This is a genomic window from Streptomyces sp. NPDC101152 (assembly GCF_044768275.1).
In the GTDB taxonomy this organism is placed as follows: domain Bacteria; phylum Actinomycetota; class Actinomycetes; order Streptomycetales; family Streptomycetaceae; genus Streptomyces.
The window spans coordinates 83338-109337 of the sequence record NZ_JBIWPO010000028.1; the positions used below are offsets into that span (position 1 = coordinate 83338).

The 26000-nt window shown below is 70.8% G+C and carries 24 protein-coding genes and 1 tRNA gene; 13 read left to right on the plus strand and 12 right to left on the minus strand.

The genetic code is table 11. The features are described 5' to 3' along the window. Positions 1–11: 11 nt before the first annotated feature. Positions 12–1268 carry an MDR family MFS transporter gene (locus ACIRVK_RS29905; RefSeq protein WP_404252458.1) on the minus strand — a complete coding sequence of 419 codons (1257 nt, stop codon included), beginning with the start codon at positions 1266–1268 and terminating at the stop codon, positions 12–14. A gap of 149 nt (positions 1269–1417) precedes the next feature. On the opposite strand from ACIRVK_RS29905, the gene ACIRVK_RS29910 reads away from it, so the two are divergent. Next, complete coding sequence (locus ACIRVK_RS29910) at positions 1418–2179, plus strand: phosphoglyceromutase (RefSeq protein WP_404252460.1); 762 nt, start codon at positions 1418–1420, stop codon at positions 2177–2179. Positions 2180–2267: 88 nt separating this feature from the next. On the opposite strand, the gene ACIRVK_RS29915 is transcribed toward ACIRVK_RS29910, so the two are convergent. The 3 genes from ACIRVK_RS29915 to ACIRVK_RS29925 are packed head-to-tail and all read right to left on the minus strand — an operon-like array spanning position 2268 to position 5052. After that, entirely contained in the window at positions 2268–2963 is a 696-nt protein-coding gene (locus ACIRVK_RS29915; protein ID WP_404252462.1) for a GntR family transcriptional regulator, read from the minus strand. A gap of 32 nt (positions 2964–2995) precedes the next feature. After that, on the minus strand, positions 2996–3718 hold the full coding sequence (locus ACIRVK_RS29920; protein WP_404252464.1) for an aspartate/glutamate racemase family protein: 723 nt from the start codon (positions 3716–3718) through the stop codon (positions 2996–2998). Beyond that, positions 3715–5052, minus strand: coding sequence for a dicarboxylate/amino acid:cation symporter (locus tag ACIRVK_RS29925; RefSeq protein ID WP_404252466.1), 1338 nt, complete (start codon positions 5050–5052; stop codon positions 3715–3717). Before ACIRVK_RS29925 ends, ACIRVK_RS29920 begins: the two co-directional genes overlap by 4 nt. Positions 5053–5189: 137 nt before the next feature. Here ACIRVK_RS29925 and ACIRVK_RS29930 point away from each other — a divergent pair, with 137 nt between their 5' ends. Further along, a complete protein-coding gene (locus ACIRVK_RS29930; RefSeq protein ID WP_404252468.1) occupies positions 5190–6596 on the plus strand; it encodes an aspartate ammonia-lyase in 1407 nt (468 codons plus the stop codon). Between the two features lie 386 nt (positions 6597–6982). Here ACIRVK_RS29930 and phoU read toward each other — a convergent pair whose 3' ends face one another. Beyond that, positions 6983–7672, minus strand: a complete 690-nt coding sequence (phoU, locus tag ACIRVK_RS29935; RefSeq protein WP_404252470.1) for a phosphate signaling complex protein PhoU — start codon at positions 7670–7672, stop codon at positions 6983–6985. 224 nt (positions 7673–7896) lie between these two features. On the opposite strand from phoU, the gene ACIRVK_RS29940 reads away from it, so the two are divergent. Together ACIRVK_RS29940 and ACIRVK_RS29945 are read left to right on the plus strand one after the other, a co-directional pair. Continuing rightward, positions 7897–9162, plus strand: coding sequence for a sensor histidine kinase (locus ACIRVK_RS29940; protein ID WP_404252472.1), 1266 nt, complete (start codon positions 7897–7899; stop codon positions 9160–9162). Continuing rightward, positions 9159–9839, plus strand: coding sequence for a response regulator transcription factor (locus tag ACIRVK_RS29945; protein WP_015659563.1), 681 nt, complete (start codon positions 9159–9161; stop codon positions 9837–9839). Before ACIRVK_RS29940 ends, ACIRVK_RS29945 begins: the two co-directional genes overlap by 4 nt. Before the next feature lie 75 nt (positions 9840–9914). Here ACIRVK_RS29945 and ACIRVK_RS29950 read toward each other — a convergent pair whose 3' ends face one another. Beyond that, positions 9915–10607 carry a DUF461 domain-containing protein gene (locus tag ACIRVK_RS29950; RefSeq protein WP_404252474.1) on the minus strand — a complete coding sequence of 231 codons (693 nt, stop codon included), beginning with the start codon at positions 10605–10607 and terminating at the stop codon, positions 9915–9917. Positions 10608–11186: 579 nt separating this feature from the next. Here ACIRVK_RS29950 and ACIRVK_RS29955 point away from each other — a divergent pair. The 6 genes from ACIRVK_RS29955 to ACIRVK_RS29980 all read left to right on the plus strand — a co-directional run bounded on the left by ACIRVK_RS29955 (position 11187) and on the right by ACIRVK_RS29980 (position 17536). Further along, the gene (locus ACIRVK_RS29955; RefSeq protein ID WP_003953493.1) at positions 11187–11669 is read left to right on the plus strand and encodes a CarD family transcriptional regulator; all 483 of its coding nucleotides are present in this window, start codon (positions 11187–11189) and stop codon (positions 11667–11669) included. Between the two features lie 289 nt (positions 11670–11958). Next, entirely contained in the window at positions 11959–12711 is a 753-nt protein-coding gene (ispD, locus tag ACIRVK_RS29960; protein WP_404252476.1) for a 2-C-methyl-D-erythritol 4-phosphate cytidylyltransferase, read from the plus strand. Next, a complete protein-coding gene (gene ispF, locus ACIRVK_RS29965; protein ID WP_404252478.1) occupies positions 12701–13198 on the plus strand; it encodes a 2-C-methyl-D-erythritol 2,4-cyclodiphosphate synthase in 498 nt (165 codons plus the stop codon). Before ispD ends, ispF begins: the two co-directional genes overlap by 11 nt. Before the next feature lie 48 nt (positions 13199–13246). Then, a complete protein-coding gene (gene cysS / locus ACIRVK_RS29970) occupies positions 13247–14659 on the plus strand; it encodes a cysteine--tRNA ligase (RefSeq protein ID WP_404252480.1) in 1413 nt (470 codons plus the stop codon). A 98-nt stretch (positions 14660–14757) separates the two neighbouring features. Next, positions 14758–15699, plus strand: a complete 942-nt coding sequence (gene rlmB / locus ACIRVK_RS29975; protein WP_404252482.1) for a 23S rRNA (guanosine(2251)-2'-O)-methyltransferase RlmB — start codon at positions 14758–14760, stop codon at positions 15697–15699. A 235-nt stretch (positions 15700–15934) separates the two neighbouring features. Beyond that, positions 15935–17536 carry a DoxX family membrane protein gene (locus ACIRVK_RS29980; protein WP_404252484.1) on the plus strand — a complete coding sequence of 534 codons (1602 nt, stop codon included), beginning with the start codon at positions 15935–15937 and terminating at the stop codon, positions 17534–17536. A gap of 125 nt (positions 17537–17661) precedes the next feature. Here the strand turns inward: ACIRVK_RS29980 and ACIRVK_RS29985 are convergent, their stop codons facing one another. The 3 genes from ACIRVK_RS29985 to ACIRVK_RS29995 all read right to left on the minus strand — a co-directional run bounded on the left by ACIRVK_RS29985 (position 17662) and on the right by ACIRVK_RS29995 (position 20325). Then, complete coding sequence (locus ACIRVK_RS29985) at positions 17662–18393, minus strand: NDP-sugar synthase (RefSeq protein ID WP_404252486.1); 732 nt, start codon at positions 18391–18393, stop codon at positions 17662–17664. A 111-nt stretch (positions 18394–18504) separates the two neighbouring features. Continuing rightward, on the minus strand, positions 18505–18960 hold the full coding sequence (locus ACIRVK_RS29990) for a hypothetical protein (RefSeq protein WP_404252488.1): 456 nt from the start codon (positions 18958–18960) through the stop codon (positions 18505–18507). Positions 18961–19188: 228 nt separating this feature from the next. Further along, positions 19189–20325, minus strand: coding sequence for an ABC transporter ATP-binding protein (locus tag ACIRVK_RS29995; protein WP_404252490.1), 1137 nt, complete (start codon positions 20323–20325; stop codon positions 19189–19191). 217 nt (positions 20326–20542) lie between these two features. Between ACIRVK_RS29995 and ACIRVK_RS30000 the strand changes: the two genes are divergently transcribed. Next, a tRNA-Thr gene (locus ACIRVK_RS30000) sits at positions 20543–20616 on the plus strand. Between the two features lie 43 nt (positions 20617–20659). On the opposite strand, the gene ACIRVK_RS30005 is transcribed toward ACIRVK_RS30000, so the two are convergent. Beyond that, positions 20660–21148 carry a GNAT family N-acetyltransferase gene (locus ACIRVK_RS30005; protein ID WP_404252492.1) on the minus strand — a complete coding sequence of 163 codons (489 nt, stop codon included), beginning with the start codon at positions 21146–21148 and terminating at the stop codon, positions 20660–20662. 9 nt (positions 21149–21157) lie between these two features. Continuing rightward, entirely contained in the window at positions 21158–22111 is a 954-nt protein-coding gene (locus ACIRVK_RS30010; protein ID WP_404252494.1) for an aminoglycoside phosphotransferase family protein, read from the minus strand. On the opposite strand from ACIRVK_RS30010, the gene ACIRVK_RS30015 reads away from it, so the two are divergent. After that, positions 22110–22766 carry a rhomboid-like protein gene (locus tag ACIRVK_RS30015; protein WP_404252496.1) on the plus strand — a complete coding sequence of 219 codons (657 nt, stop codon included), beginning with the start codon at positions 22110–22112 and terminating at the stop codon, positions 22764–22766. The two genes, ACIRVK_RS30010 and ACIRVK_RS30015, sit on opposite strands and share 2 nt — an antisense overlap. Before the next feature lie 10 nt (positions 22767–22776). Beyond that, positions 22777–24183: an NAD(P)/FAD-dependent oxidoreductase gene (locus tag ACIRVK_RS30020; RefSeq protein WP_404252498.1), complete on the plus strand. Its 1407-nt coding sequence runs from the start codon at positions 22777–22779 to the stop codon at positions 24181–24183. Positions 24184–24255: 72 nt separating this feature from the next. Here the strand turns inward: ACIRVK_RS30020 and ACIRVK_RS30025 are convergent, their stop codons facing one another. Next, positions 24256–25749, minus strand: coding sequence for an MFS transporter (locus ACIRVK_RS30025; protein ID WP_404252500.1), 1494 nt, complete (start codon positions 25747–25749; stop codon positions 24256–24258). Positions 25750–26000 lie beyond the last annotated feature (251 nt).

Genomic DNA, 26000 nt, shown 5'->3' on the forward strand with positions numbered 1-26000 from the left:
CCGGCCCGCCCTCAGCCCGCAGTCGCCTCGGCCTTCGCCGTTACCGGCGTCTCCGGCGCCGGCCGCTCCTGCGGCATCCGTCGCATCAGCGCCCCGTACCCCACCGCCGCCACCGTGCCGACGGCCGCGCACAGACCCCACAGCCAGTCGGCGCCGAAGCGGTCGATGACCAGGCCGGACATCAGGGGGGCGACCAGGGCGGCCAGGGACCAGGAGAGGGTGTAGACGCCCTGGTAGCGACCGCGTCCGTGGACGGGGGAGAGGCGGACGACCAGGCCCGTCTGCGTCGGCGCGTTGATCATCTCGCCGAGCGTCCACACGCACACCGTGAGCGCGAAGACGCCGATGGAGCCGGCGAAAGCGGTGAGCCCGAATCCGTACCCGGCGAGGATCGAGGAGGCCATCAGCAGCCGCCGCGGGTCGCGGGTCGCGATGAACCGGGTGACCGGGATCTGCAGGGCGACGATCAGGATGCCGTTGACGGCGATCGCCACCCCGTAGTCGGCGGGCGTGAACCCGGCCTTCCCCATCGCGACCGGCAGCCCGACCGAGCCCTGCTGGAAGACGAGGGAGACCAGGAAGGACAGGCCGACGACGCCCATGTAGCGTCCGTCGCGCAGGACGGTGCCGAGGCCGACCTCCGCCGCCGCCGCCTTCTGGGCGGCCGTCCGCTCGGGCCGCGACTCGGGCAGCTTCAGGAACACCACGACGGCGCACAGACCCGTCATGCCCGCCTCGATCAGGAACCCGGCGCGGTAGCTGAACTCGGCGATGAACCCGGCGGCCATGGAGGAGACGGCGAACCCGAGGTTGATCGCCCAGTAGTTGAGCGAGAAGGCCCGCACCCGGTCCTCGGGCCGCACGATGTCCGCCATCATCGCCTGCACGGCCGGCCGGGAGGCGTTGGACGCCATCCCGACGAGGAACGCGACGGCGGCGATCGCGACCGGATCCCGTACGAAGCCGAGCAGGGCCACGGACGCGGCGGTGGAGGCCTGTGCGACCAGCAGCGTCGGCCGCCGTCCGAGCCGGTCGGCCATCACCCCGCCGCCGAGTGAGGAGACGACCCCGCCGAGCCCGTGCAGCGAGGCGACGAGACCGGCGTAGGAGGCGGAGTAGCCGCGGTCGAGCGTGAGGTAGAGCGCCATGAAGGTCGCGACGAACGCGCCGAGCCGGTTGACGAGGGTGCTGGTCCACAGCCACCAGAACGCCCGGGGGAGTCCGGAGACGGTCTCGCGGGTGGCGCGTCTCAGGCTGGCGACAAGCATGGCGATCCCCCAGATGTAAGCGGCTCAAGCGGCGAGCACAACTTACTGTCGGCGGTCTCCCGTCGGCCACCCGATTAACAGATGCCGTCAACTGTCCGGCCCTCGGGCAGCCACGCGAACGGGCGAAAGCGTGGATTACGCTCTGTCCCATGGCCGACGCACCGTACAAGCTGATCCTCCTCCGCCACGGCGAGAGCGAGTGGAACGCGAAGAACCTGTTCACCGGCTGGGTGGACGTCAACCTGAACGAGAAGGGCGAGAAGGAGGCGGTCCGCGGTGGCGAACTCCTGAAGGACGCCGACCTCCTGCCCGACGTGGTCCACACGTCCCTCCAGAAGCGCGCGATCCGCACGGCCCAGCTGGCCCTCGAATCCGCCGACCGCCACTGGATCCCGGTCCACCGTTCCTGGCGCCTCAACGAGCGCCACTACGGCGCCCTGCAGGGCAAGGACAAGGCACAGACTCTCGCGGAGTTCGGCGAGGAGCAGTTCATGCTGTGGCGCCGCTCCTACGACACCCCGCCGCCGCCGCTCGAGGACGGCACGGAGTTCTCCCAGTCCGACGACCCGCGCTACGCCTCCATCCCGCCGGAGCTCCGCCCCCGCACGGAGTGCCTGAAGGACGTCGTGGCGCGCATGCTCCCCTACTGGTACGACGGCATCGTCCCGGACCTCCTGACCGGCCGCACGGTCCTGGTCGCCGCCCACGGAAACAGCCTCCGCGCCCTGGTCAAGCACCTGGACGACATCTCGGACGCCGACATCGCGGGCCTCAACATCCCCACCGGCATCCCCCTGTACTACGAACTGACCCCCGACTTCAAGCCGGTCACCCCCGGCGGCAAGTACCTGGACCCCGAGGCGGCCGCGGCGGCCATCGAGGCGGTCAAGAACCAGGGCAAGAAGAAGTAACCCGCCCTGAGCAAGCCCTCCGCCCGTGGGTTTTCCGCCGGCGGAGGGCTTGTTCACTGGCGGGGCCCGTCTGGGGGCCGGAGTGCCGTTATCCGGCCCGGTGGGTCGCTGGTTCGGCGAACTGGTTGGTGTCGAACAGCTCGTTGATGTGCCCGCCGAGTTCGGACCAGTGCCGTCCGGAGAGTTCGGCTGCGGCGTGCGCGTCGCCGCCGGCGCAGACGGCGACGAGTTGGTCGTGGTGTTCGATGGTGTTGCGGCCCCCGAGCAGGGTGGAGAACTTGCGGTAGAGGATGCGGTGGATCTGCGGGTGGAGCTGCTCGACGATCCGGCTGAGCACGGGGTTGTCCGCGGCCGTGATGGGGACGGCGTGGAAGCGGTCGTCGGCGGCGAGTGCGGCGGCGATGTCGTTGGCGGCAACGGCCCGTTCGAAGTCGCGGTTGGCCTCGCGCATGCGCTGTCGGTCCTGCTCGGTCATGACCGGAACCGCCGTCTCCAGGGCGAGTTGGTCCAGGGAGCGCAGGACGGCGAGGGTCTTCTCGACGTCGCGGCGGTTGAGGGTGGTGATGCGTGTGTAGACGCCGGGCTTCGCCTCGACCAGGCCGATGTCGGCGAGCCGGGCGAGCGCCTCGCGCACCGGAGTTCGGCTGAGACCGAGGCGCTCGGCGAGCTCACCGTCCCTGACCTTCTCGCCGGGGACGAGTTCCCCGCGCACGATGGAGTCGCGCAGGCGGTCGAAGACCTCGTCACTGAGGAGACGGCGGGAGACGGGGTGGTCGAGTGACATATTGCGTACAGTACATCGCCCATCGCGCCTGCCTAGGGGGCCGTGCGCCCGGGTCCGGCCCGCCGGACGAGCGCCTGGGCCAGGACCAGCGACGGGTCGATGAGGGGGACGTCCACGGCGTCGGCCGGCAGTCCGAGGGGGATCTCGGTGCAGCCGGCGATCACCGCCTGGGCGCCCCGCTCGGTCAGGCGCCGTGCGGCGCGGGACAGGAGCGCGGTCGCCGTGGCGTCGCGAGCGCCCGCCTTCACCGCGTGGATGGCGGTCATGACCTCGTCTTCCTGGTCGGCGGCATCGGGCAGCAGGAGGCGGATCCCGGCGCCCTCCAGCCACTCCTGGTAAAGGCCGGCGCGGAGAGTGCCGCTGGTGGCGAGCAGGCCGACGGTACGGATGCGCGGGTTCAGCGTGGTGAGGTGCCGGGCGACCTCGCCGATCATGTGGACGATAGGCAGGCCGACGTGGTCGACGATCCGCGGGACGAAGGCGTGGGCGGTGTTGCAGGGGATGGCGATGACCGTGGCGCCGGCCTCCCGCAGGACGCGGCCGCCGTCGAGGAGCCAGGGCGTCGGGTCCGGGCCGTCGCCCAGCAGGGCCTCGGTGCGGTCGGGGATGGTGGGGTCGGACCAGATGACCGTCCGCAGGTGGTCCTGGTCGCTGGTGCCGGGGGTGGTCGCGACCAGCTTGGCGTAGAAGTCGGCGGTGGCCGCGGGGCCCATGCCGCCGAGGATGCCGATGACCTCGGGGGTGGGGGTGGTCACGACACGGGTTCCTTCTCGAGGGCGGCGGCGCCGGCCGGGGATGGTTCGCGGGTGCCGTACTTGGCCTCGCGCCGCTTCTCGGAGTTGTCGACGACGGCAGCGGCGAGCGAGTTGCCGATCACGTTCACGCCGGTGCGGGCCATGTCGACGATGAAGTCCACGCCGAGCAGCAGGGCGATGCCCTCGGCGGGCAGGCCGAGGGAGTTGCCGGCGGCGATGAGGACGACGACGGAGGCGGAGGCGACGCCGGCCATGCCCTTGGAGAGGATCACCAGCACGCCGACCATGAGCAGCAGGGCGGGCAGGGACGTGTCGGCGCCGTAGGCGTTGGCCAGGAACACCAGGGCGGCGGCCTGGTAGAGGACGGAGCCGTCGGTGTTGAAGGAGTAGCCGAGGGGGACGACGAAGGAGGTCGTCGACCGGCTGACACCGAAGTCCTCCAGCCTGCCCATCAGTGGCGCGAGCACGGACTCGGAGCTGCGGGTGACGAAGGCGATTCCGGCCAGCCCGCCGATCGACTTCAGCAGTTCGACGTAACGGATGCGGTAGAGCGCTGCGATGAGCGGGAAGAGCACGCCGATGACGACGGCCAGGCCCGCGTAGACCACGGCGACGAAGCCCAGCAGGCTGCGCAGGTTGCCGAAGCCGTAGTGGGCGACGTCGAAGGAGATGAAGCCGAGCACGCCCAGCGGCGCGACCCGGATGACGTAGCCGACGACCTTGAACATCACCGCGGCGACGGACTCCAGGACCGAGGCGAAGGGCGCGGACTTCTCGCCGATCGCGGCCATCGCCACGCCCACGAGGAGGGCGAAGACGATCGCGCCGAGCAGGTTGCCCTCGCCGAACGCGGCGAAGATGTTCTTCGGTACGGCGTGCAGGACCAGTGCGTGGAAGTCGATGCCCTGGCTCAGACCGTCCAGGTCCTTGGCGTCCGCCCGGTGGACGGGGGCGCCCTTGCCGATGCCCGTGAGCTTGGCCAGACCCACCGCGATCAGCAGGACGACGGTGGTGACGATCTCGAAGTAGAGGATCGCCTTGCCCGCGATCCGGCCGACCTTCTTGACCGATTCCATGCGGGCGATGCCCAGCACGATGAGCGGGAAGACCAGGGGCAGGACGACGACCTGCACCAGGTTCAGGAACACGTCTCCGAGGATCTTCAGCTGTTCGCCCGCGGACGGCGCGAGGGATCCGATGAGGGCGCCGAGGCCGACGGCGACGACCGACTGGACGCCGATCGGCAGGCGAAGACAGCGCCGCCACCACCGGGACGGGCGGGGCGGTGAGGTGTCCGCGCTGGTGGGGAGAGGGTGAGCGGTGTCGGTGTCCATGAGGCGGCTCCTGCCATATGCAATATATTGCGTTCTGCGTGTTGGTGGGCAACACTGAGGCCGGACGCGGTGGCCTGTCAAGGGGTCCCGCACCGGTACCCCGCCTGACGTCCGGCGGCAGTGACGAGGAGCAGCAGATGGCCCAGGCCCCACGCATCGAGTACGACCTGGTCGGAGCCGCGGAGGTGCCCGCCGGCGCCTACTACGGCGTGCACACCGTGCGGGCCGTGGAGAACTTCGCGATCACCGGGTCGACCATCGCCCGGTTCCCCGACCTGATCGCCGCACTGGCCGCGGTCAAGCAGGCCGCCGCCCAGGCCAACCGGGACCTCGGCCTGTTGCCCCCGGACACCGCCGCGGCGATCACCGGCGCATGCGAGGAGATCCGGGCCGGACGCTTCGACGAACAGTTCGTCGTCGATCCCGTCCAGGGCGGGGCCGGCACCTCCACGAACATGAACGCCAACGAGGTCATCGCCAACCGGGCCCTGGAGATCCTCGGCCACCCCCGCGGCCGCTACGACGTGATCCACCCCCTCGACCACGTCAACCTCGGCCAGAGCACCAACGACGTCTACCCCACCGCCGTACGCCTGGCCCTGGTCGCCTCACTGCGCCGGCTCGGCGATTCGCTGCGGGCGCTGGCCACGGCCTTCACCGAGAAGGCGACGGAGTTCGGCGACGTACTGAAGATGGGCCGCACCCAGCTCCAGGACGCTGTCCCCATGACACTGGGTCAGGAGTTCACCACCTACGCCGTCATGATCGAGGAGGACCGCCGGCGTCTCGCCGAGGCCGCAGCGCTGCTGCTGGAGTCCCATCTCGGCGGCACGGCCATCGGCACCGGCATCAACGGCCACCCCCGCTACGCCGAACTCGCCTGCGCGTATCTCGCCGAGATCAGCGGCGAACCCGTCCGGCCGGCCTACGACTTCATCGAGGCCACCCAGGACTGCGGCGCCTTCGTCCAGCTCTCCGGCGTCCTCAAGCGCGTCGCCGTGAAACTCTCCAAGACCTGCAACGACCTGCGCCTGACCTCCTCCGGCCCCACCACCGGACTGGGCGAGATCAACCTGCCGCCGGTGCAGGCCGGTTCGTCGATCATGCCCGGCAAGGTCAACCCGGTGATCCCCGAAGTCGTCAACCAGGTCGCCTTCGAGGTCATCGGCAACGACCTGACCGTCACCATGGCCGCCGAAGCCGGACAGCTCCAGCTCAACGCCTTCGAACCGGTCATCGCATACAGCCTGCTGCGGTCCCTGGCCCATCTGCGCGCCGCCTGCGACGCCCTCGCCACCCGCTGCGTCCCGGGCATCACCGCCAACCGCGAACGCCTCCACGACAGCGTCCACCGCTCCGTCGGGCTGGTCACCGCGCTGGCCCCGCACATCGGTTACGCCGCGAGCACCGCTCTCGCCCGTCAGGCCCTGGCCACGGGCCGCACCGTCCGGGACCTCGCCGCCGAGGCCGGCCTGCTCACCGCCGACCGACTGGACACACTCCTGCGGCCCGAGAACCTCACCGGTCACTCCGCCCGACCCTGAAGACGTGGTCCTCGGGGCCGTCGACCGACTTGGGTAAGCCGAAGGCCCCGGTGCGCTCGGGCGCCGGGGCCTTGGTCGTACAGACGTACGTGCTCAGCCGCACTGGCACGGGTTGCCCGACTGGCAGCCGCAGCCGCAGCCCGCGCCGCAGCCGCACGCGGCGACCAACGGGAGGCTGCTGACGCCGGCGGGCTGATCCGTCTCGCGCTCCTGCGTCGGATCGGGCGTGCTGGGGGCTTCGGCCATGGGTCCTCCTGGAGGCTGGGGCGTGCCCGTTCGAGGCTGCTGCCTTCGTTCATTGCATGCCCGCCCCGCCAGCCGCATCAACGGCGCACGGATGCGCCCGGCGTCGTGAAGAAGCGCCCGGCTCCACCGGATTCCGCCGGTTACGCCCCTTCGACGCCCGCCACCGGCTGGATGTCGGTCTGGATCTCGTCCGCGTGCTCGCCGGTGACCAGGAACACCACACGCTTGGCGACGGCGACCGCGTGGTCGGCGAAGCGCTCGTAGTAGCGGCCGAGCAGGGTGACGTCCACGGCGGTCTCGATGCCGTGCTTCCAGCGGTCGTCCAGCAGGTGCTGGAAGAGCGTGCGGTGCAGCAGGTCCATCTCGTCGTCGTCCTGCTCCAGCTGCATCGCCAGATCGACGTCCTTGGTGACGATCACCTCGGCCGCCTTCGCCATCAGCCGCTGCGCGAGCTGGCCCATCTCCAGGATGGTCGCATGCAGGTCGTTGGGGATGGCCCGCTCCGGGAAGCGCAGCCGGGCGAGCTTCGCCACGTGCTGCGCCAGGTCGCCGGAGCGCTCCAGGTCGGCGGACATCCGCAGCGAGGTGACGACGATCCGCAGGTCCGTCGCCACGGGCTGCTGGCGGGCGAGGAGGGCTATGGCCCGCGCCTCCAGGTCGTGCTGGAGCTCGTCGACCTTCTGGTCGCCCTCGATCACGCTCTCGGCCAGCTTCAGGTCGGAGTCGAGGATGGCGGTCGTGGCGCGTCCGATCGCCGACCCGACCAGCCGGGCCATCTCCACCAGACCGTCGCCGATCGAGTCCAGTTCCTCGTGGTACGCGTCCCGCATCAGGGGTCCCTCTCTTACGTCTGCCTCGGGGAGTCCGGGGATGAGAACCAGCCGCGAGAACCGGTCCTGTGAACCCCACGCTCCCACGATCGGCCCCGCACGCGTCGATTTCCGTCACCCCAAATGAACCATCCCTGGCTCCCAGGTGAACTCTGGGCGACGAGTGTTCGAGCTCGCACCTCGACGGCTGTGGGGATGTCGTACCCCCTGCTTAACCTGTTTGCATGGACGTGAACGCGGCGGTCGCCGCAGCGGCAGCGATCGCCGGTGTGCTCACCGGTGTGATCGCCATGCTGGCGTTCCGCTGGAGCGAGCGGGAGCAGAAGCGCCCCACGCGCACCTCCCTGCACACCGACCCGGTGCTCCCGCCGGGTGTGGACACCGTCCTGTCGGTCCTGAGGTCCTCGGCCGTCGTGCTCGACGAAGCGGACGCCGTGGTCAAGGCCAGTTCGGCGGCGTACGCCCTGGGTCTGGTGCGCGGGGGCCGGCTCTCGGTCGAGCCGATGCTCAAGATGGCCCGGGACACCAGGCGGGACGGGGAGATACGTCAGGTCGAGCTGGACCTGCCCCGGCGCGGCACCGGGCGGGGTGAGGCCCTCGCGGTGTCGGCGCGGGTGGCGCCGCTCGGCTCCCGGCTGGTGCTGCTGCTCGTCGAGGACCTGACCGAGGCCCGCCGGATCGAGGCGGTGCGCCGCGACTTCGTGGCGAACGTCAGCCATGAGCTCAAGACACCCGTCGGCGCGCTCTCCCTGCTGTCCGAGGCCGTCATGGACGCCTCAGACGACCCGGAGGCCGTCGAGCGCTTCGCCGGACGCATGCAGATCGAGGCCACCCGGCTGACCAACCTGGTGCAGGAACTCATCGACCTGTCCCGCGTGCAGAACGACGACCCCCTCGAGGACGCCGAGCCCGTCCGGGTGGACGAACTGGTCGCCGAGGCCATCGACCGGTGCCGCCACCAGGCCGGCGCCAAGCAGATCACCATGGCCGCCGGCGGCACCGCCGACCTGCATGTCTGGGGCAACCGCGGCCAGCTCGCCGCCGCCCTCGGCAACCTCGTCGAGAACGCCGTGAACTACTCGCCGGCCCGCACCCGTGTGGGCATCGCCGCCCGCCGGGTGACCTCGCCCGGCGGGGACCTGATCGAGGTCGCCGTGACCGACCAGGGCATCGGTATCTCCGAGAAGGACAAGGAGCGCGTCTTCGAGCGCTTCTACCGCGTCGACCCCGCCCGCTCCCGTGCCACCGGTGGTACGGGCCTGGGGCTGGCGATCGTCAAGCACGTGGCCGCCTCGCACGGCGGGGAGGTCACGGTGTGGAGCGCCGAAGGCCAGGGCTCCACCTTCACTCTGCGGCTGCCGGAGGCGGGTGCGGCCCGAGACCGCGCCCAGCAGCACCCCGACCTCGACGATCTCGACGACGAGGCCGGCGAGTCCCACCCCGAGTCATCCCCGTACGAACCGCTTCCCGCCCCGGAGGTCCTTCCGTGACCCGAGTGCTCGTCGTCGAGGACGAGGAGTCCTTCTCCGACGCCCTGTCGTACATGCTCCGCAAGGAGGGCTTCGAGGTCGCCGTCGCGACCACGGGCCCCGACGGACTCGACGAGTTCGAGCGCAACGGCGCCGACCTCGTCCTCCTCGACCTGATGCTGCCCGGGCTGCCGGGTACCGAGGTGTGTCGCCAGCTGCGCGGCCGCTCCAACGTCCCCGTCATCATGGTGACCGCCAAGGACAGCGAGATCGACAAGGTCGTGGGCCTGGAGATAGGAGCCGACGACTATGTCACCAAGCCCTTCTCGTCGCGTGAGCTCGTCGCCCGTATCCGGGCCGTCCTGCGCCGCCGCGGCGAGCCCGAGGAGGTCACCCCGGCGGCCCTGGAGGCCGGCCCGGTCCGCATGGACGTGGACCGCCATGTGGTCACGGTCTCCGGCTCCAAGGTCGACCTGCCCCTCAAGGAGTTCGACCTGCTCGAGATGCTCCTGCGCAACGCCGGCCGTGTCCTGACCCGTATGCAGCTCATCGACCGGGTCTGGGGCGCCGACTACGTGGGCGACACCAAGACCCTCGACGTCCACGTCAAGCGCCTGCGCGCGAAGATCGAACCGGACCCGGGCGCTCCGCGGTACCTGGTGACGGTGCGCGGCCTCGGGTACAAGTTCGAGCCGTAAACCGGATGTAGCTCGGATGTAGTGATGAAGGGCGGGACCTCACCAGGAGGTCCCGCCCTTCATACGTACGGCTGCTCAGTGGCCGCTGGGCGTGGCGCTCGCGGAGGCCGCACTGGTCGGGTTCGGCGAGGCGGGCGCGGACGGCGACGCCGAGTGGCCCGGCTTCGGGGAGCCGGACGCGGTCTTGCCGGGCGTGGGCTTGCCGGGCGTGGGCTTGCCGGGCGTGGCGCTGGTGGAGGGGACGCCCGTCGGGACGGCGCTGGGGCCCCACTTCGTGAAGTAGCTCTCCGCCGGGACCACGAAGGCGCGCAGGCTCACGTCACCGGTCGTGCTGAAGGTGAAGGTGACCTGGCGGACGCTGCCGTCCTGGACGGCAGCGTGTCCGTTGGGCAGCGAGGCGCTGGCGTTGCCCTTGCCGCCGATCACCAGGGAGCCGTGCGCCGGGACGGTCAGCGGGCCGGTGCCCTTGGCCGCCTTGAGCTCGGCGGTCTGGTTGACGTTCGGGAGGGTGATCGAGTCCACGGTCTGCGCGCTGTCACCGTTGTTGAAGAGCGTCGCGGAGATGACGGCGGGACCCGTCGACTGTCGGTCGGGCTGGGTGATGATCAGCGCGTTCTGGACCTTGATGTCGCCGACCTTGGTCTCTGCGTTGTCCGGCTTGACCTGGAGGGTCTGGGCATCACTGCCGGCGCCACACGCGGCGAGCGAGGCGATCGAGACTGCGATGGCGGCGGCGGCGAGAGCGCCGCGTCGAAGGCTGCTGCTCACGGCGGCGGCAACTCCTTGACTCGAGCGTGGCGACCGATAAAGCCGCCCTAAGTGTCTGTCAGCGCGCTCAGGTTACCGAGCCGTTCCCGCGCCGCCGCACCCGACCCTCCCCAAGCCCCTCCGCTTCCCCCGGCAGGCGGTGGCCCGGAGGCTTCGTCCGGCATTCACATAACGCCGTCCGGCATACCCGGGGCACGCGCGCGCAAATTTTACGTGAAGGAATGCGCGGCCTTCCCGAAAATGGATCATCGGCCGCGCCGTCGGCCCCCCGTGATCAATTCGGGAATCGATACGCAAGCGCCACCCGCCACCGAACGGAGTAGCGGAAGTCGCACATCTGGAACCAGACATTTGGGGACGTTCATCCCCTCGGGGGAGGCTCCGGAGGCGTGTAACGCCCGGGTTTCACCTCCCCCGGAGAGCGCCTCCGACCTGCGAATACCTTCTTCCACTGGGTGTGCGAAGCACGTTCCTGTTGCTGTTGTCAAGCCCCGAGATATGCCCTGACCTGCGAAAACGCCATTCAGAACCGCCGGTTTCCGTGTTACCCTGGATAGCCACGGAAGGGGTACCTGTCACATGACGTTCAAGGTTGGCGACACCGTGGTCTATCCCCATCACGGGGCCGCGCTGATCGAGGCCATCGAAACTCGCCAGATCAAAGGCGTGGACAAGACCTACTTGGTGCTGAAGGTCGCCCAGGGTGACCTGACGGTGCGTGTGCCAGCGGACAATGCGGAGTTCGTCGGCGTACGTGATGTGGTCGGTCAGGACGGGCTGGACCGGGTCTTCGAGGTGCTGCGCGCGCCGTACGCCGAGGAGCCCACGAACTGGTCGCGTCGTTACAAGGCAAACCTGGAGAAGCTCGCCTCCGGCGATGTCATCAAGGTCGCGGAAGTCGTGCGTGACCTGTGGCGTCGTGAGCGCGAGCGTGGACTCTCCGCAGGTGAGAAGCGGATGCTCGCCAAGGCCCGCCAGATCCTGGTGAGCGAACTCGCTCTCGCGGAGAACACGAACGAGGACAAGGCCGAGGCTCTGCTCGACGAGGTCCTCGCGTCCTGAACCACTGACGCAGGCGCCGGCCCGCTTCAGCACTGAGTACATCGAAGTACACGTACACCGAAATGCCGCGGTGCCCGATGACATCTCCACTGTCGCCGGGCGCTGCGGCATGTTCGTGCGCGGGCGCCGTAGGTGCGCGACCCTCGGGGGAATCCCCCCGATACTTGGCGTGCCGGGCCCGGGCAGTCGGCTCGACCAGGGTCACGGAAAGGGTCCGGTCAAGTCGTCGCGCCCGGCACTTCCAACGCCATACCCACGCCAGGCTGGCACACAAACCTGACAGGAACCGATGTCTGACGATTCGCGTCCCTCGCCCTCGGAACGCCGTACCGCGGCCGTGATTCCGGCCGCAGGACGGGGCGTGCGCCTCGGTCCGGGCGCCCCCAAGGCGCTCCGCGCGCTGGGCGGGACACCCATGCTGATCCACGCGGTGCGCGCGATGGCCGCGTCCCGCGCGGTCTCCCTGGTCGTCGTCGTGGCCCCGCCCGACGGCGCCCCCGAGGTCAAGTCGCTCCTCGACGCACACGCGCTGCCCGACCGCACCGACTTCCTGGTGGTCCCCGGCGGCGATTCGCGCCAGGAGTCCGTGCGGCTCGGCCTCGACGCGCTGCCGCCCGAGTACGACATCGTGCTCGTCCACGACGCCGCGCGTCCGCTGGTCCCGGTCGACACCGTGGACGCGGTGATCGAGACCGTACGGGAGGGCGCCCCGGCCGTCGTGCCCGCGCTGCCGCTCGCCGACACCGTCAAGGAGGTCGAGCCCGCGCCGGTCGCCGGTGAGCCCGAGCCGGTGGTGGCCACCCCGGTCCGCGCCCGGCTGCGTGCCGTGCAGACGCCTCAGGGCTTCGACCGGGCCACGCTGGTCCGCGCCCACGAGGAGGTCACCGAGGACGTCACCGACGACGCGAGCATGGTGGAGAAACTCGGCCACACGGTCCTCCTCGTCCCCGGCCACGAGGAGGCCTTCAAGGTCACCCGGCCCCTCGACCTGGTCCTCGCGGAGGCGGTCCTGGCCCGCAGGAGGCTGAACGATGGCTTCTGAGGCGTTCCCCGTCCTGCCACAGGTCGGCATCGGCACCGACATCCACGCCTTCGAGGAGGGCCGCGACCTGTGGTGCGCCGGCCTGAAGTGGGAGGGTGAGGGGACCGGCCTGGCCGGCCACTCCGACGCGGACGTCGTCGCGCACGCCGCGTGCAACGCGCTCTTCTCCGCCGCCGGCCTCGGTGACCTGGGGCAGCACTTCGGCACCGGGCGCCCCGAGTGGTCCGGCGCCTCCGGGGTGACCCTGCTGACGGAGGCCGCCCGCATCGTCCGCGAGGCCGGCTTTCGGATCGGCAACATCGCCGTACAGGTGGTGGGCTCCCGCCCGAAGATCGGCAAGCGGCGGGACGAGGCGCAGAAGATCCTCTCGGAGGCGGCCGGAGCACCGGTGTCGGTGTCCGGGGCGACCACGGACGGTCTCGGCTTCCCGGGCCGCGGCGAGGGTCTGATGGCGGTGGCCACGGCCTTGGTGGTGCGCGCGGGATAAACGAAGGGACTGCGCCATCCACTGCCCCGGGCCCACTACCCTGGTGTCGTGACTATTCGCCTGTACGACACCAGTGCCCGGCAGATCCGTGACTTCGCCCCGCTCAAGCCGGGTTGTGTCTCGATCTACCTCTGTGGCGCCACCGTGCAGGCCGCACCCCACATCGGGCACATCCGCTCGGGCCTCAACTTCGACATCATGCGCCGCTGGTTCGAGTACCGCGGCTATGACGTGACGTTCATCAGGAACGTCACGGACATCGACGACAAGATCATCGCGAAGAGCCACGAGCAGAACCGCCCGTGGTGGTCGATCGGCTACGAGAACGAGCGGGCGTTCAACGACGGCTACACCGCCCTCGGCTGCCTGCCGCCCACCTACGAGCCACGGGCGACCGGGCACGTGACCGAGATGGTCGAGATGATGCAGGGCCTCATCGAGCGCGGTCACGCCTACGAGGCGGACGGCAACGTCTACTTCGACGTGCGGTCCTTCCCGCAGTACCTGGAGCTGTCCCGGCAGGAGCTGGACAACCTGCTCCAGCCCTCGGGCGAGGGCGAGACCGGCAAGCGGGACCCGCGGGACTTCGCCATGTGGAAGACGGCGAAGCCGGGCGAGCCGACCTGGCCGACGCCCTGGGGGCCCGGCCGCCCCGGCTGGCACCTGGAGTGCTCGGCGATGGCGCACAAGTACCTCGGCAGCGCCTTCGACATCCACGGCGGCGGCCTCGACCTGATCTTCCCGCACCACGAGAACGAGATCGCCCAGGCCAAGGCCTACGGCGACGAGTTCGCGCAGTACTGGGTGCACAACGCCTGGGTCACCATGGCCGGCGACAAGATGTCCAAGTCGCTGGGCAACAGCGTCCTGGTGAGCGAGATGGTCAAGACGTGGCGCCCGATCGTGCTGCGCTACTACCTCGGCACCCCGCACTACCGCTCGATGATCGAGTACAGCGAGGACGCCCTGCGCGAGGCGGAGTCGGCGTTCGCGCGGATCGAGGGCTTCGTGCAGCGGGTGGTGGAGAAGGCCGGCGCCGTCGAGCCGTCCGCCGAGGTGCCGCCCGCCTTCGCCGAGGCGATGGACGACGACCTGGGCGTCCCGCAGGCCCTCGCGATCGTGCACACGACGGTACGGCAGGGCAACTCCGCGCTGGCCGCCGACGACAAGGAAGCCGCCGTGGCCCGCCTCGCCGAGGTCCGCGCCATGCTCGGCGTCCTCGGCCTGGACCCGCTCGACGAGCACTGGGCCGGCGAGACCGACCGCGGCGAAACCCTGTTCAACAACCGCGTGCACGGTGTCGTCGACACCCTGGTCCGCATGGTCCTCGACCAGCGCGAGGCCGCCCGCTCCCGCAAGGACTGGGCCACCGCGGACGCCATCCGCGACCAGCTCGGCCAGTCGGGCCTCGCCATCGAGGACAGCCCGCAGGGGCCGCGCTGGAGCCTCGGCCCGCGCTGAGTGCGGGGCGCCGAGCAGAAGATCGATTGTGCCGCCCGGGCCTCCGGGCGGCACACTTCATAGACGTCCGTACGAATTTCACGACAGACAGGTAGGTCATGGCCGCGAACAACCGCCGCATGTCCGGCAAGAAGGGCGCGCAGGTCGGCAGTGGCGGCCAGCGTCGCAGGGGCCTCGAAGGCAAGGGCCCGACCCCGCCCGCCGAGATGCGCAAGGGCCACAAGAAGAACCGCATCGCCAGCGCCAAGGCGAAGCAGACCGCGCGCCGTCCCGCGCCCCGCGGGCGCGGCGGCAAGTCGTCCTCCGAACTGGTCGTCGGCCGCAACCCGGTGGTCGAGGCGCTGCGCGAGGGCGTGCCCGCGTCCACGCTCTACGTCCAGCAGTTCATCGACAACGACGAGCGCGTCCGCGAGGCCCTGCAGCTCGCCGCCGAGCGCGGCGGCATCAACCTCATGGAGGCCCCGCGCCCCGAGCTCGACCGCATGACCAACGGGCTCAACCACCAGGGACTCGTGCTCCAGGTCCCGCCGTACGAGTACGCGCACCCCGAGGACCTGGCCGAAGCGGCCTACGGCGAGGGCGAGGACCCGCTGATCGTCGCCCTCGACGGGGTGACCGACCCGCGCAACCTCGGCGCCGTCGTCCGGTCCGTCTCCGCGTTCGGCGGCCACGGTGTCGTCGTACCCGAGCGGCGCGCGGCGGGCATGACGGCCGGTGCGTGGAAGACCTCGGCCGGTACGGCGGCCCGTACGCCCGTCGCCCGTGCCACCAACCTGACCCGCGCCCTGGAGGGGTACAAGAAGGCGGGCATCGTGATCGTCGGTCTCGCCGCCGACGGCGAGCACGAGATCGGCGAGCTGGAGGCCCTGGGGGGCCCGGTCGTGATCGTGGTCGGCAGCGAGGGCAAGGGCCTGTCCCGACTGGTCGGCGAAACCTGCGACTTCCGCGTCCGCATCCCGATGCCGGGCGGCGCGGAGTCGCTCAACGCGGGTGTGGCGGCCGGGGTCGTGCTGTACGAGGCGGCGCGTCGGCGGGGCTGACCGGCGGTCGACGTAAGGAGGCGGAGCCCGCCGGTCGGAGGCCGGCGCGGCCGTCCGAAGCGCGAAGCTGCGAGGGCGGCGGACAAGAGCGGTCGAGGCGGCGCGTCGGCGGGGCTGAACACCCGTGCTCCTTTTCACCCGTGCGGGTCAATCTGGGCGTCTTGGGCGAGCTTGACGGGGTCCGGACACATCCGGCCGGTCAGAGCAGTGTCCTAACCACACGTCACTCGGTTAGATGAGTGTGGACACCAGAACACCCCGCACACCCACGGGGGGCCGCTCGCCGGGGTTCGATTCCGGATTCGACGACGCTCCCGCGCTGAGCATGGTGAAGGTGCCGAGCGATCCGGCGCAGGTCATCGTCAATCATGCGAGCTTCCGCGTGCAGCTCGGCGCGTCGACGCGCGCCCAGGTTCCGCGGATCGCACGGCACCCGGGCGCCGGCCTGGACGCGACCGGGATGCCGGGCTTGGGCGGCGTGCCGGCCTCCCGTCGCCGGCCCGTCGTGTGGAGCGGCAGGTCCGCTCCCGACGACACCGGCGCCCACCGCCTGCTCCAGGCCGTGCGGGCCGGCGTCCGGCACGGCGAGGACCCCTCCGCCGGCGCCGGCGCCACCCAGGTCATCCCGCGCCTCGAGACCGGCCCCGGCTACCACGAGATCTACGACGGTCTCGAGCAGACCGTCGAGACCCCCCTGGTCGGTGCCCAGCGCAGCCACAGGGACACCGGCGGCACCCGCCTCCTGCCGAACATGCGCACCGCTGGCAGCGCCTACGAGGAGGAACAGCACTACGGCGACGAGGACTTCGGGGCGGACGACCCGGAGACCGGCGACCGCCTGGCCAGCCGCCACGGCGACGACCCGGCCCGGCACGCCTACTACCCCGGCCGCCGCATGAACCTGGGCGTGGTCCTCCTCCCCCTGCGCATCTTCCTCGGCTTCATCTCCGTGTACGCCGGCATGGGCAAGCTCTGCGACCCCGTCTACTTCGACGGCGGCAAGCGCGGCTCCATGGTCAAGTGGCTCAACACCCTGCACCCCTGGGACGTCGCCGAGCCGCTGCGCCAGTTCGCCCTGCACCACCCGGTCGGCTCGGGCCTGGTCATCGCCTTCGCGCAGGTGATCGTCGGTGTCCTGACGGTCCTCGGCTGCTGGCAGCGGGTGGCCGCCGTCTTCGGCGCGCTGCTGTCCGCCGCGCTCATCGTCACCGTCAGCTGGAAGACCGTCCCGGCCTACGACGCCCCCGACATCATCTATCTCGCCGCCTGGTCGCCGCTGATCATCGCCGGCGCGCCCGTCTACTCCGTCGACGGCCGCCTCGCGGGCAGCGCCTGGCGGCGGCTCGGCCCGCGCGCCGACATCTGGGAGCTGCGCCGGTACGTCCTGCGCCGCGGCGCCCTGATCACCGCGCTCTCCGTCGGCCTCACCCTGCTCATCGGCTCCCTGCTCGGCGGCGCGGTCCGGGACGCCGGCCGGGTGGTCGCCCCGGGCCCCGGCGAGGCGCCGCGCAACGAACTGCCGGGCTCCCCGCTCCCGCAGGCGCCGGGCAAGCGGCACAGCCAGTCGCCCTCCGCATCCCACAAGCCCTCTCACGGTTCCACCCGGAAGCCCTCCGGCGCCGCGACGACTCCGAGCAGCGCCGTCACCGGCGGCACCCCCAGCCAGACCCAGGGCACCGTGGGACAGACCTTGCCCCGCCACTCCACCCCGTCCGGCGGCCATGCCCCCAGCACCACGGCGGGCCCCACCTCCGGCGGTTCCACCTCGAGCCGCGGCACCGGCTCCGGAGGCACGTCCTCCGGCCAACCGGGCCTGGTGGGCGGCCTGTTGGGGTAACCAGGCCGGTGGGCGACATCCTGGGCGGGCCCACCGGCTAGAACTCCGGCCCACAGAAAGGGGTCCCGCACCTGTGCGGGACCCCTTGGTCGTACGGGAAATCACCCATTTGGCGCCTGAACGGCTCAGCGCCCCAGCGCCGCCAGTTCCTTCGCGGCCTCCGTCAGGTCCTTCGCCGTGTCGATGGCGCGCCAGTAGGCGCCCTGGGGGATTGTGAAGCCCGCCAGACGCCGTTCCCGGGCCAGGTGGGGGAAGGTCGTCCGCTCGTGGTCCCCACGCTCCGGGAGCAGTCCGGCGAACTCGGCCGAGAAGACGTACACGCCCGCGTTGATCTCGAATGTGGACGGCGGCGCCTCGATGAAGTCGGTGATGTGCCCGAAGCCGTCCGTCTTCACGGCCCCCCACGGGATGCGCGGCCGCGCCAGGGCCAGCGTGGCCACCGCGTCGCGCTCGGTGTGGAAGTCGGCCATGTCCCGCAGGGAGAAGCGGGTCCAGATGTCGCCGTTGGTGGCGTACCAGGGCTTGTCGGGGTGGGGGAGGTGCGCGGCGGCGTACTTGAGGCCGCCGCCACGGCCGAGCGGCTCGGTCTCGACGACCGTCGTCACCTTCACCGGCAGCTCCGTCGACTTCAGCCAGTCCTGCAGCACCTCGGCGAGATGCCCGCAGCTGACGACGACGTCCGTCACGCCCTCCTCGGCCAGCCAGTCGAGCTGATGGCCGATGATCGGCGTCCCCGTGCCGGGGATCTCGACCATCGGCTTGGGTCGGTCGTCGGTGTACGGACGCAGCCGTGAGCCCTGGCCCCCGGCCAGGACGACGGCTTGAACGGGGCGGGTAGCGGCGTTCGGATGGGTCATGACCGCACTGTACGGCGCGAACGGGGCGTCACCGACACGGGCAACCCATCCTTAATCAGCCGTTACCCTCCTCCGAATCGAACAGTACCGAACCGGAGGAGGGGCATCCGCTCAGCCCTGCGCGGCCACCACGCCGGTGGCGAAGGACGTGTCGCAGACCGGGCGGGCGAACGACTGCGCCTTCGAGGGCCCGTACACCCGCGCCGCCGCACGGCCGAGCGCGCGGGCGATCCAGGCGCAGTGCCCGGCGAGCGAGGGGCGCCCGTTCACGGCCTCCTGGAGGTGCGTGAGGACCACGCCGGGGTTCTTGTCCTGCAACTCGGCCAGGAGCTGGTCGCGCAGCACCTCCTGCGGGGCCCGGTGCGCCGGCGCCGCGGCCTTGGCGTCGTCGATCGCGTCGGAGGCGGTGAGCACCGAGTTGGACGGGCTCCCCGTCCAGTTGACCCGGGTGACCGCGAGGGTCCCGGACAGCACCAGAAGGACGGGCAGGACGAAGGCGAGGGTACGGCCGACCCGGCGGGCGGGGCCCTGGCCGCGTCGGGTCTGAGGGTTAGTGGAGTGCTTCACGCGAGTGAGGGTAGCGTTCGGTGCTGATATGGCGACATTTAGTCACCGGTTCGGGGGATGAACTCGTGCCTCTTTTTGGGTACTGGGTTGACGTACGGCGCTCGAAATGACCGGTCTGCCGGGGTATTTGTCGACAACGGAAAGGGCCCCGCAGCAGGTGGCGGGGCCCTTCTCGTCAACCCGGGTGAAATTCACCCGGGTTGGTGGCTGTGCGAGGCGTCAGCCGTCTCAGTCGGTGAGGCGCTCGCCCGTGGAGGTCGAGAACACGTGGGTCTCGCCCGGACGCGGCACGACGTGCAGCGTGGCGCCCTTCTCCGGGACCCGGCGGCCCTCGACCCGGACCACGAGGTCCTTGGTCTCGCCGCCGACCTCGGCGGTGCCGTAGACGTAGCCGTCGGCGCCGAGCTCCTCGACGACGTTCACGGAGACCGCGAGACCGGCCGGCTTGTCCTCGGTGTCCTTCGACAGGGTGTTCGCGACGCCGCCGTTCTCCTCGACGATGTCGAAGTGCTCGGGGCGGACACCGACGGTGACCGTGCGGTCGCCCTTGTCGGAGGCGGCCTTCAGGGCGTCACGGTTGACCGGGACGACGCTGTTGCCGAACTTCACACCGCCGTCGGTGATCGGCACCTCGACCAGGTTCATGGCGGGGGAGCCGATGAAGCCGGCGACGAAGAGGTTGGCGGGCCGGTCGTACATGTTCCGGGGCGAGTCGACCTGCTGGAGCAGACCGTCCTTGAGCACGGCCACCCGGTCGCCCATCGTCATGGCCTCGACCTGGTCGTGGGTGACGTAGACGGTGGTGATGCCGAGGCGGCGCTGCAGCGAGGCGATCTGGGTACGCGTCGACACACGCAGCTTGGCGTCGAGGTTGGACAGCGGCTCGTCCATGAGGAAGACCTGCGGCTCACGCACGATGGCGCGGCCCATCGCGACACGCTGGCGCTGACCACCGGAGAGCGCCTTCGGCTTGCGGTCCAGGTACTCGGTGAGGTCGAGGATCTTCGCGGCCTCCTCGACCTTCTTGCGGATCTCCGCCTTGTTGACGCCGGCGATCTTGAGCGCGAAGCCCATGTTGTCGGCGACGGTCATGTGCGGGTACAGCGCGTAGTTCTGGAACACCATGGCGATGTCCCGGTCCTTCGGCGGCAGGTGCGTGACGTCGCGCTCACCGATGCGGATGGCGCCGGCGTTCACGTCCTCGAGCCCAGCGAGCATGCGGAGCGAGGTGGACTTGCCGCAGCCGGACGGGCCGACCAGGACGAGGAACTCGCCGTCCCCGACCTCGATCTCCAGGCCGTCGACGGCGGGCTTCTCGGTGCCCGGGTAGATCCGGGTCGCTTTGTCGAACGAGACAGTGGCCATGGTGAATGGGCCCCCTTCTACCGGCAGGAACGTGCCGGACGATCCGTTGTAGGAAGGTGGTGGTGTAGTCCACGAGGGTGAACTGGCACAGGACGGTACCTGCCGTTCAGCCGGATGTCAGTACCTGAAGGCATGTGAACTTCGCGGAAATTTTCGACAGGCGGTGCCTGGGGCCTGGGTACACTGCACGGGCACGCCCGCGATCGCGCACGTGCAGGCCTCCTTAGCTCAGCTGGCCAGAGCAACGCACTTGTAATGCGTAGGTCGTCGGTTCGAATCCGACAGGGGGCTCTTCCAGGTCCAGGTCAGACCCGCTCTGACCTGGACCTTCGTGTCACTCCCGCGGGCCCTGCGTGCCGAGTGCCGTCAGGGCCGCGTCGGTGAGGCGGTAGACCGTCCACTCGTCCTGGGGACGGGCGCCGAGGGCTTCGTAGAAGGCGATGGACGGGGTGTTCCAGTTCAGGACCGCCCACTCCAGGCGCTGGTAGCCGCGTTCGACGCAGATGCGGGCCAGCTCGGCGAGGAGCGCCTTGCCGTGGCCGGCGCCGCGTGCCTCCGGGCGGACGTAGAGGTCCTCCAGGTAGATGCCGTGGACCCCGCGCCAGGTGGAGAAGTTCAGGAACCACAGGGCGAAGCCGACGGGCTCGCCGGTGGTGTCGTCGACGGCCATGTGGGCGTGGGCGGCGGGCCGGTCGCCGAAGAGGGCCGCGGTCAGCTGGGCCTCGGTCGCCCTGGCCTCGTGCGGGACCTTCTCGTAGGTGGCCAGATCGTGGATGAGGGCGCGGATGACGGGGACGTCGGTGGGCGTGGCGGGTCGGATCATGCGGCGAGGCTATGCGCTGCGCGGGATGTGCGGCGAGGGCTTTGGGGCGCGGTCCAACAGGCGGCGCGCGATGGTCAGGTGGGCGGGGAGGGGGGTGCGGGCCTCCTCGAGTTGCCACACCGAGTTCTGCAGCACCCGGCCCAGGGTCCAGGCGCGTGCCGCTGCCCGGTCCAGGGCCAGGACGTCCGTCATGGCGTCGAAGCGCCAGCGCACCTCGTCCGCGTCGAAGCGGTTCCACAGCACCGGGAAGAGGTCGAACCCGGGGTGGCCGGCGAGCGGCTTGGGGTCGATGGCCAGCCAGGGGGCGCGGTCGGCGCCGAGGACGTTCTCGAAGTGCAGGTCCCAGTGCAGGAGCCGGTCGCCGGGTTCGTCGGCGACCTCGCGGACCGCCGCCGCGCAGTCCGCGAGCAGGCGCCGGTCGGCGGGGTCGGGGACCCGGGCCAGGACCGCCGAGGCCCGCTCCAGGAGCCGGGGCGCGAGGTCGGCGAGGCGGCGCAGCCCCGCAGGGGCCGGGACGGACGTCAGCCGGGCCAGCAGCCGGGCGACCACCAGCGTCGCGGCGCGGGTGTCCGGCAGGTCGGCCGGCAGGCGCCCCGCGTCGAGCCGCTCCAGCAGCAGCGTGCCCGTCGCGCCGTCGCAGTCCAGGAGCCGGGCGGCCCCGTCGCCGTCCCAGGCGCGCAGCGCGACCGGCTCCCCGACGGTCTCCTCGTCCACGTCCTGGAGCTTCAGCACGGCCGGGGTGCCGTCGGCCCGCAGCACGGGCAGCACCAGCGCGCATCGGCCGTGCATCGAGGGGCCGTCCAGCCGCAGCTCCCAGTGCTCCAGAAACCGCTCGGCCCGTTCGGGCAGGCCCGCGACGAATGCGCGTCCCGCCTCCCCGCCGTACCGTACGTGCTGGGCGATCAGCCCGTCCGGAATGTCGATCATCTGACCGAGGTTACTGACATGCGTGAATCGCCTCATGCGAATTGACCGGGGCCTCGGCCACAAGGTGTGGGGTTATGTGTGCAGCGCGCCCGGCACCTACGTCTGGCTGAGCATCCTGTTCGTCACGACCGTCGCCCTGCATCACATGTCCCCCGACTTCGAGCAGGACTTCCTGCGGCAGCGGTCCACCAACATCCACGAGCTGTCGAGAAACCCGGGCCGGGTGCTGCTGCAGAGCGCCTTGTGGATCGACGGCGGGCACTGGCTGCCGTACGCGTTCCTGTACACGGTCTTCCACGCGCAGGCCGAGCGCTGGCTGGGGATCGTGCGCTGGCTGATGGTGTGCGTGGCGGCGCACGTGCTGGCGACGCTGCTCAGCGAGGCGGCGCTGCTGAAGGCGGTCAACGACGGGATGGCCCCGCACTCGGCGGTCAACACCCTCGACATCGGGGTGAGTTACGCGCTGGCGGGGGTGATGGGGGTGCTGACGTACCGGATCGCGGCACCCTGGCGGTACCTGTACCTGGCCGGGGTGCTCGGCTACTACGGGGTCCCGCTGGCCACCTCGCCGACCTTCACGGGCTTCGGGCACTTCGTCTCGGTGCTGATCGGGCTGGCGTGCTATCCGCTGACCACAGGGCACGGAAAAGCATGGAATCCGAAGGAGACATGGGCCGCGCTGAGGGGTTAACTTCCTGCTCATGAGCCCTACGGCAAGCGCGGTCGTCAACGGCGGCATCTCCTTCTGGTACGCGGACGACGGCCTTCCCGCGGTGCGCGAGCCGCTGCCCGGGGACGCGACGGCGGACGTGGTGATCGTCGGCGGCGGTTACACGGGACTGTGGAGCGCGTACTACCTGAAGAAGGCGGCGCCCTTCCTGCGGATCACCGTCCTGGAGCAGAAGTTCTGCGGGTACGGCGCCTCGGGCCGCAACGGCGGCTGGCTCTACAACGGGATCGCGGGCCGCGACCGGTACGCGGCGCTGCACGGGCACGAGGCGGCCGTACGGCTGCAGAAGGCCATGAACGACACCGTGGACGAGGTCGTCCGGGTGGCCGGGGAGGAGGGCGTCGAGGCCGACCTGCACAAGGGCGGGGTCCTCGAAGTGGCCCGCACACCCGCGCAGTTGGCGCGGCTGAAGGCCTTCCACGCGCACGAGCTGTCGTACGGGGAGAAGGACCGCGAGCTGTACGGCGCCGGGGAGACCGCCGAGCGGATCCGGGTCGCGGGCGCCGTCGGCGCGACCTGGACCCCGCACGGGGCGCGGCTGCACCCGGTGAAGCTGGTGAAGGGGCTCGCGGCGGTCGTCGAGGCGCTCGGCGTGACCATCCACGAGTCGACACCGGTGACGGAGATCCGCCCGAAGCACGCGGTCACGCCGTACGGCACCGTGCGCGCGCCCTACGTCCTGCGCTGCACCGAGGGCTTCACCGCGAACCTGAAGGGGCAGCGGCGGACCTGGCTGCCGATGAACTCCTCGATGATCGCGACCGAGCCGCTGACCGAGGAGCAGTGGCAGGCCCTCGGCTGGGCAGGGCGCGAGACCCTCGGCGACATGGCGCACGCCTACATGTACGCGCAGCGCACCGCCGACGGCCGGATCGCGCTCGGCGGACGCGGGGCGCCGTACCGCTTCGGATCCCGCACGGACAACGACGGTCGCACCCAGGAGGCGACGATCGGGGCGCTGCGCGACATCCTCGTCGCCTTCTTCCCCGCGCTGGCCGGTGTGCGGATCGAGCACGCCTGGTCGGGGGTCCTCGGGGTGCCCCGGGACTGGTGCGCGACGGTCACCCTGGACCGCTCGACGGGCCTCGGCTGGGCGGGCGGTTACGTCGGTTCGGGCGTCGCCACCACCAACCTCGCCGCCCGCACGCTGCGCGACCTGGTCCAGCTGGACTCCGGCCAGGGCGGCCCGACCGACCTCACCGACCTGCCGTGGGTCGGCCACAAGGTCCGCAAGTGGGAGCCCGAGCCCTTCCGCTGGCTGGGCGTGCACGGCATGTACGCCACCTACCGCGCCGCCGACCGCCGCGAAGTGACCACGCACAGCGCCCAGTCGTCGAAGCTGGCGCGTTTCGCGGACCGGGTGGCGGGACGGCACTGACGACGGTCGCGCCGGCGAAAGGGGAGGGGCCCGCGGTCCGAGCGGCCCCTCCCCGTCTGTGTGGCGGGCGCCCTATCCCACCGGTTCCGGGACCGGCGCGTCGGCCGGCACTCCGTGTTTCGGGGCGCTCGCCGTGACCATGAGGCCGGCCACCGCTCCCGCCAGCAGCATGATCCCGGCGGCGCACCAGATGGCGATCGTGTAGCCGTGGACCACGCCCTGCCGGACGATCAGGGCCCGCTGGGCGGGGTTGTGCAGATGGGCGGCGACGTAGGCGGCGCCGCTGCTGGTGGCGATGGTGTTGAGCAGCGCCGTACCGATCGAACCGCCCACCTGCTGCGAGGTGTTGACGGTCGCCGAGGTCACGCCGGAGTCCTGCGGGGCGACACCCGCGGTGGCGGTCGCGAAGACCGGCATGAAGGTCAGGCCCATGCCCAGGCCCATGAGGAGCAGCGCGGGCAGGATCTCGGTGGTGTACGAGGACTGGACCGTCATCCGCGTGAGGATCAGCATGCCGCTCGCGGCGAGGATCATGCCGGGCACCATCAGCAGCCGCGGCGGCACGTGGTTCATGAGCCGTGCGGAGATCTGGGTGGAGCCGGTGATGATCGCGGCCGTCAGCGGCAGGAACGCCAGTCCGGTCCGCACCGGCGAGTAGCCGAGCACGACCTGCAGGTAGTACGTCATGAACAGGAACAGCCCGAACATCCCGATCACCGCGAGCGCCATGGTCAGGAAGCAGCCGGCCCGGTTGCGGTCCTTGACGACGTGCAGCGGCAGCAGCGGCATGGGCGCCCGCGCCTGCCACCACACGAACGACGCCAGCAGTACGGCTCCTGCGGCGAACAGCCCCAGCACCAGCGGGTCGCTCCAGCCGCGCGGTTCGGCCTCGCTGAAGCCGTACACGATGGCGACCAGTCCGCCGCAGCCCAGGAGCACACCGGGCACGTCGAGCCGGGCGTCCGCGTGGCCGGGGCGGTCGTGCAGCAGCGCGAAGGCGCCGACGACGGCGACGACCGCGATGGGGATGTTGACGTACAGGCACCAGCGCCAGTTCAGGTACTCGGTGAGCAGACCGCCGACGATGAAGCCGATCGCGGAGCCGCTGCCGGCCAGCGCGCCGTAGATGCCGAACGCCTTGCCGCGTTCCTTGGGGTCGGTGAAGGTCGTGGTCAGCAGGGACAGGGCGGAGGGGGCGAGCACCGCGGCGAAGACGCCCTGCAGCGCGCGGGCGCCGAAGAGCATGCCGGAGCCGGTGGCGGCGCCGCCGAGCCCGGAGGCGACGGCGAAGCCGATCAGCCCGAAGATGAACGTCCGCTTGCGCCCGACCAGGTCGGCGACCCGGCCACCGAGCAGCAGCAGGCCGCCGAAGGCCAGCGTGTAGGCGGTGATCACCCATTGGCGATTGCCGTCGGACATCCCCAGGTCGCGTTGTGCGGAGGGGAGGGCGATGTTCACGATGGTCGCGTCGAGGACGACCATCAGCTGCGCGAGCGCGATGATCACCAGGCCCCACCAGCGGCGGGGATCGGCGCCCACGGGGTCACCCGTTCGGGTGCTGCTCATCTGGTCAGAAGACCATGTTTCCGGATGTATCGCATCTGGGAGCGGCTCAGGACTGCTCATGGCTGCGGGACCACCTTTCCGGTCGTCTCGTGTCTCTTTCCGGTTGTCTCGCGCGGGCCGGTCAGGGGCGGGGCGCCGTTGTGCGTCTTCTTCGGTGGGGGGTGCCCCTATCTGTTTCGTCAATCCTGGCGGGGCTGGTTCATAGGGGTTCGTGCTGGTTTTCGGGGACGTCACGCTTCGCGTGGCGTTCC

Excerpts from the sequence above, each read along its gene's own strand:
- ACIRVK_RS29905 (WP_404252458.1), bottom strand. The coding sequence starts at position 1,268 with ATGCTTGTCGCCAGCCTGAGACGCGCCACCCGCGAGACCGTCTCCGGA.
- ACIRVK_RS29910 (WP_404252460.1), top strand. The coding sequence starts at position 1,418 with ATGGCCGACGCACCGTACAAGCTGATCCTCCTCCGCCACGGCGAGAGC.
- ACIRVK_RS29915 (WP_404252462.1), bottom strand. The coding sequence starts at position 2,963 with ATGTCACTCGACCACCCCGTCTCCCGCCGTCTCCTCAGTGACGAGGTC.
- ACIRVK_RS29925 (WP_404252466.1), bottom strand. The coding sequence starts at position 5,052 with ATGGACACCGACACCGCTCACCCTCTCCCCACCAGCGCGGACACCTCA.
- ACIRVK_RS29930 (WP_404252468.1), top strand. The coding sequence starts at position 5,190 with ATGGCCCAGGCCCCACGCATCGAGTACGACCTGGTCGGAGCCGCGGAG.
- phoU (WP_404252470.1), bottom strand. The coding sequence starts at position 7,672 with ATGCGGGACGCGTACCACGAGGAACTGGACTCGATCGGCGACGGTCTG.
- ACIRVK_RS29940 (WP_404252472.1), top strand. The coding sequence starts at position 7,897 with ATGGACGTGAACGCGGCGGTCGCCGCAGCGGCAGCGATCGCCGGTGTG.
- ACIRVK_RS29955 (WP_003953493.1), top strand. The coding sequence starts at position 11,187 with ATGACGTTCAAGGTTGGCGACACCGTGGTCTATCCCCATCACGGGGCC.
- ispD (WP_404252476.1), top strand. The coding sequence starts at position 11,959 with ATGTCTGACGATTCGCGTCCCTCGCCCTCGGAACGCCGTACCGCGGCC.
- ispF (WP_404252478.1), top strand. The coding sequence starts at position 12,701 with ATGGCTTCTGAGGCGTTCCCCGTCCTGCCACAGGTCGGCATCGGCACC.
- rlmB (WP_404252482.1), top strand. The coding sequence starts at position 14,758 with ATGGCCGCGAACAACCGCCGCATGTCCGGCAAGAAGGGCGCGCAGGTC.
- ACIRVK_RS29980 (WP_404252484.1), top strand. The coding sequence starts at position 15,935 with ATGAGTGTGGACACCAGAACACCCCGCACACCCACGGGGGGCCGCTCG.
- ACIRVK_RS29985 (WP_404252486.1), bottom strand. The coding sequence starts at position 18,393 with ATGACCCATCCGAACGCCGCTACCCGCCCCGTTCAAGCCGTCGTCCTG.
- ACIRVK_RS29995 (WP_404252490.1), bottom strand. The coding sequence starts at position 20,325 with ATGGCCACTGTCTCGTTCGACAAAGCGACCCGGATCTACCCGGGCACC.
- ACIRVK_RS30005 (WP_404252492.1), bottom strand. The coding sequence starts at position 21,148 with ATGATCCGACCCGCCACGCCCACCGACGTCCCCGTCATCCGCGCCCTC.
- ACIRVK_RS30015 (WP_404252496.1), top strand. The coding sequence starts at position 22,110 with ATGCGAATTGACCGGGGCCTCGGCCACAAGGTGTGGGGTTATGTGTGC.
- ACIRVK_RS30010 (WP_404252494.1), bottom strand. The coding sequence starts at position 22,111 with ATGAGGCGATTCACGCATGTCAGTAACCTCGGTCAGATGATCGACATT.
- ACIRVK_RS30020 (WP_404252498.1), top strand. The coding sequence starts at position 22,777 with ATGAGCCCTACGGCAAGCGCGGTCGTCAACGGCGGCATCTCCTTCTGG.
- ACIRVK_RS30025 (WP_404252500.1), bottom strand. The coding sequence starts at position 25,749 with ATGAGCAGCACCCGAACGGGTGACCCCGTGGGCGCCGATCCCCGCCGC.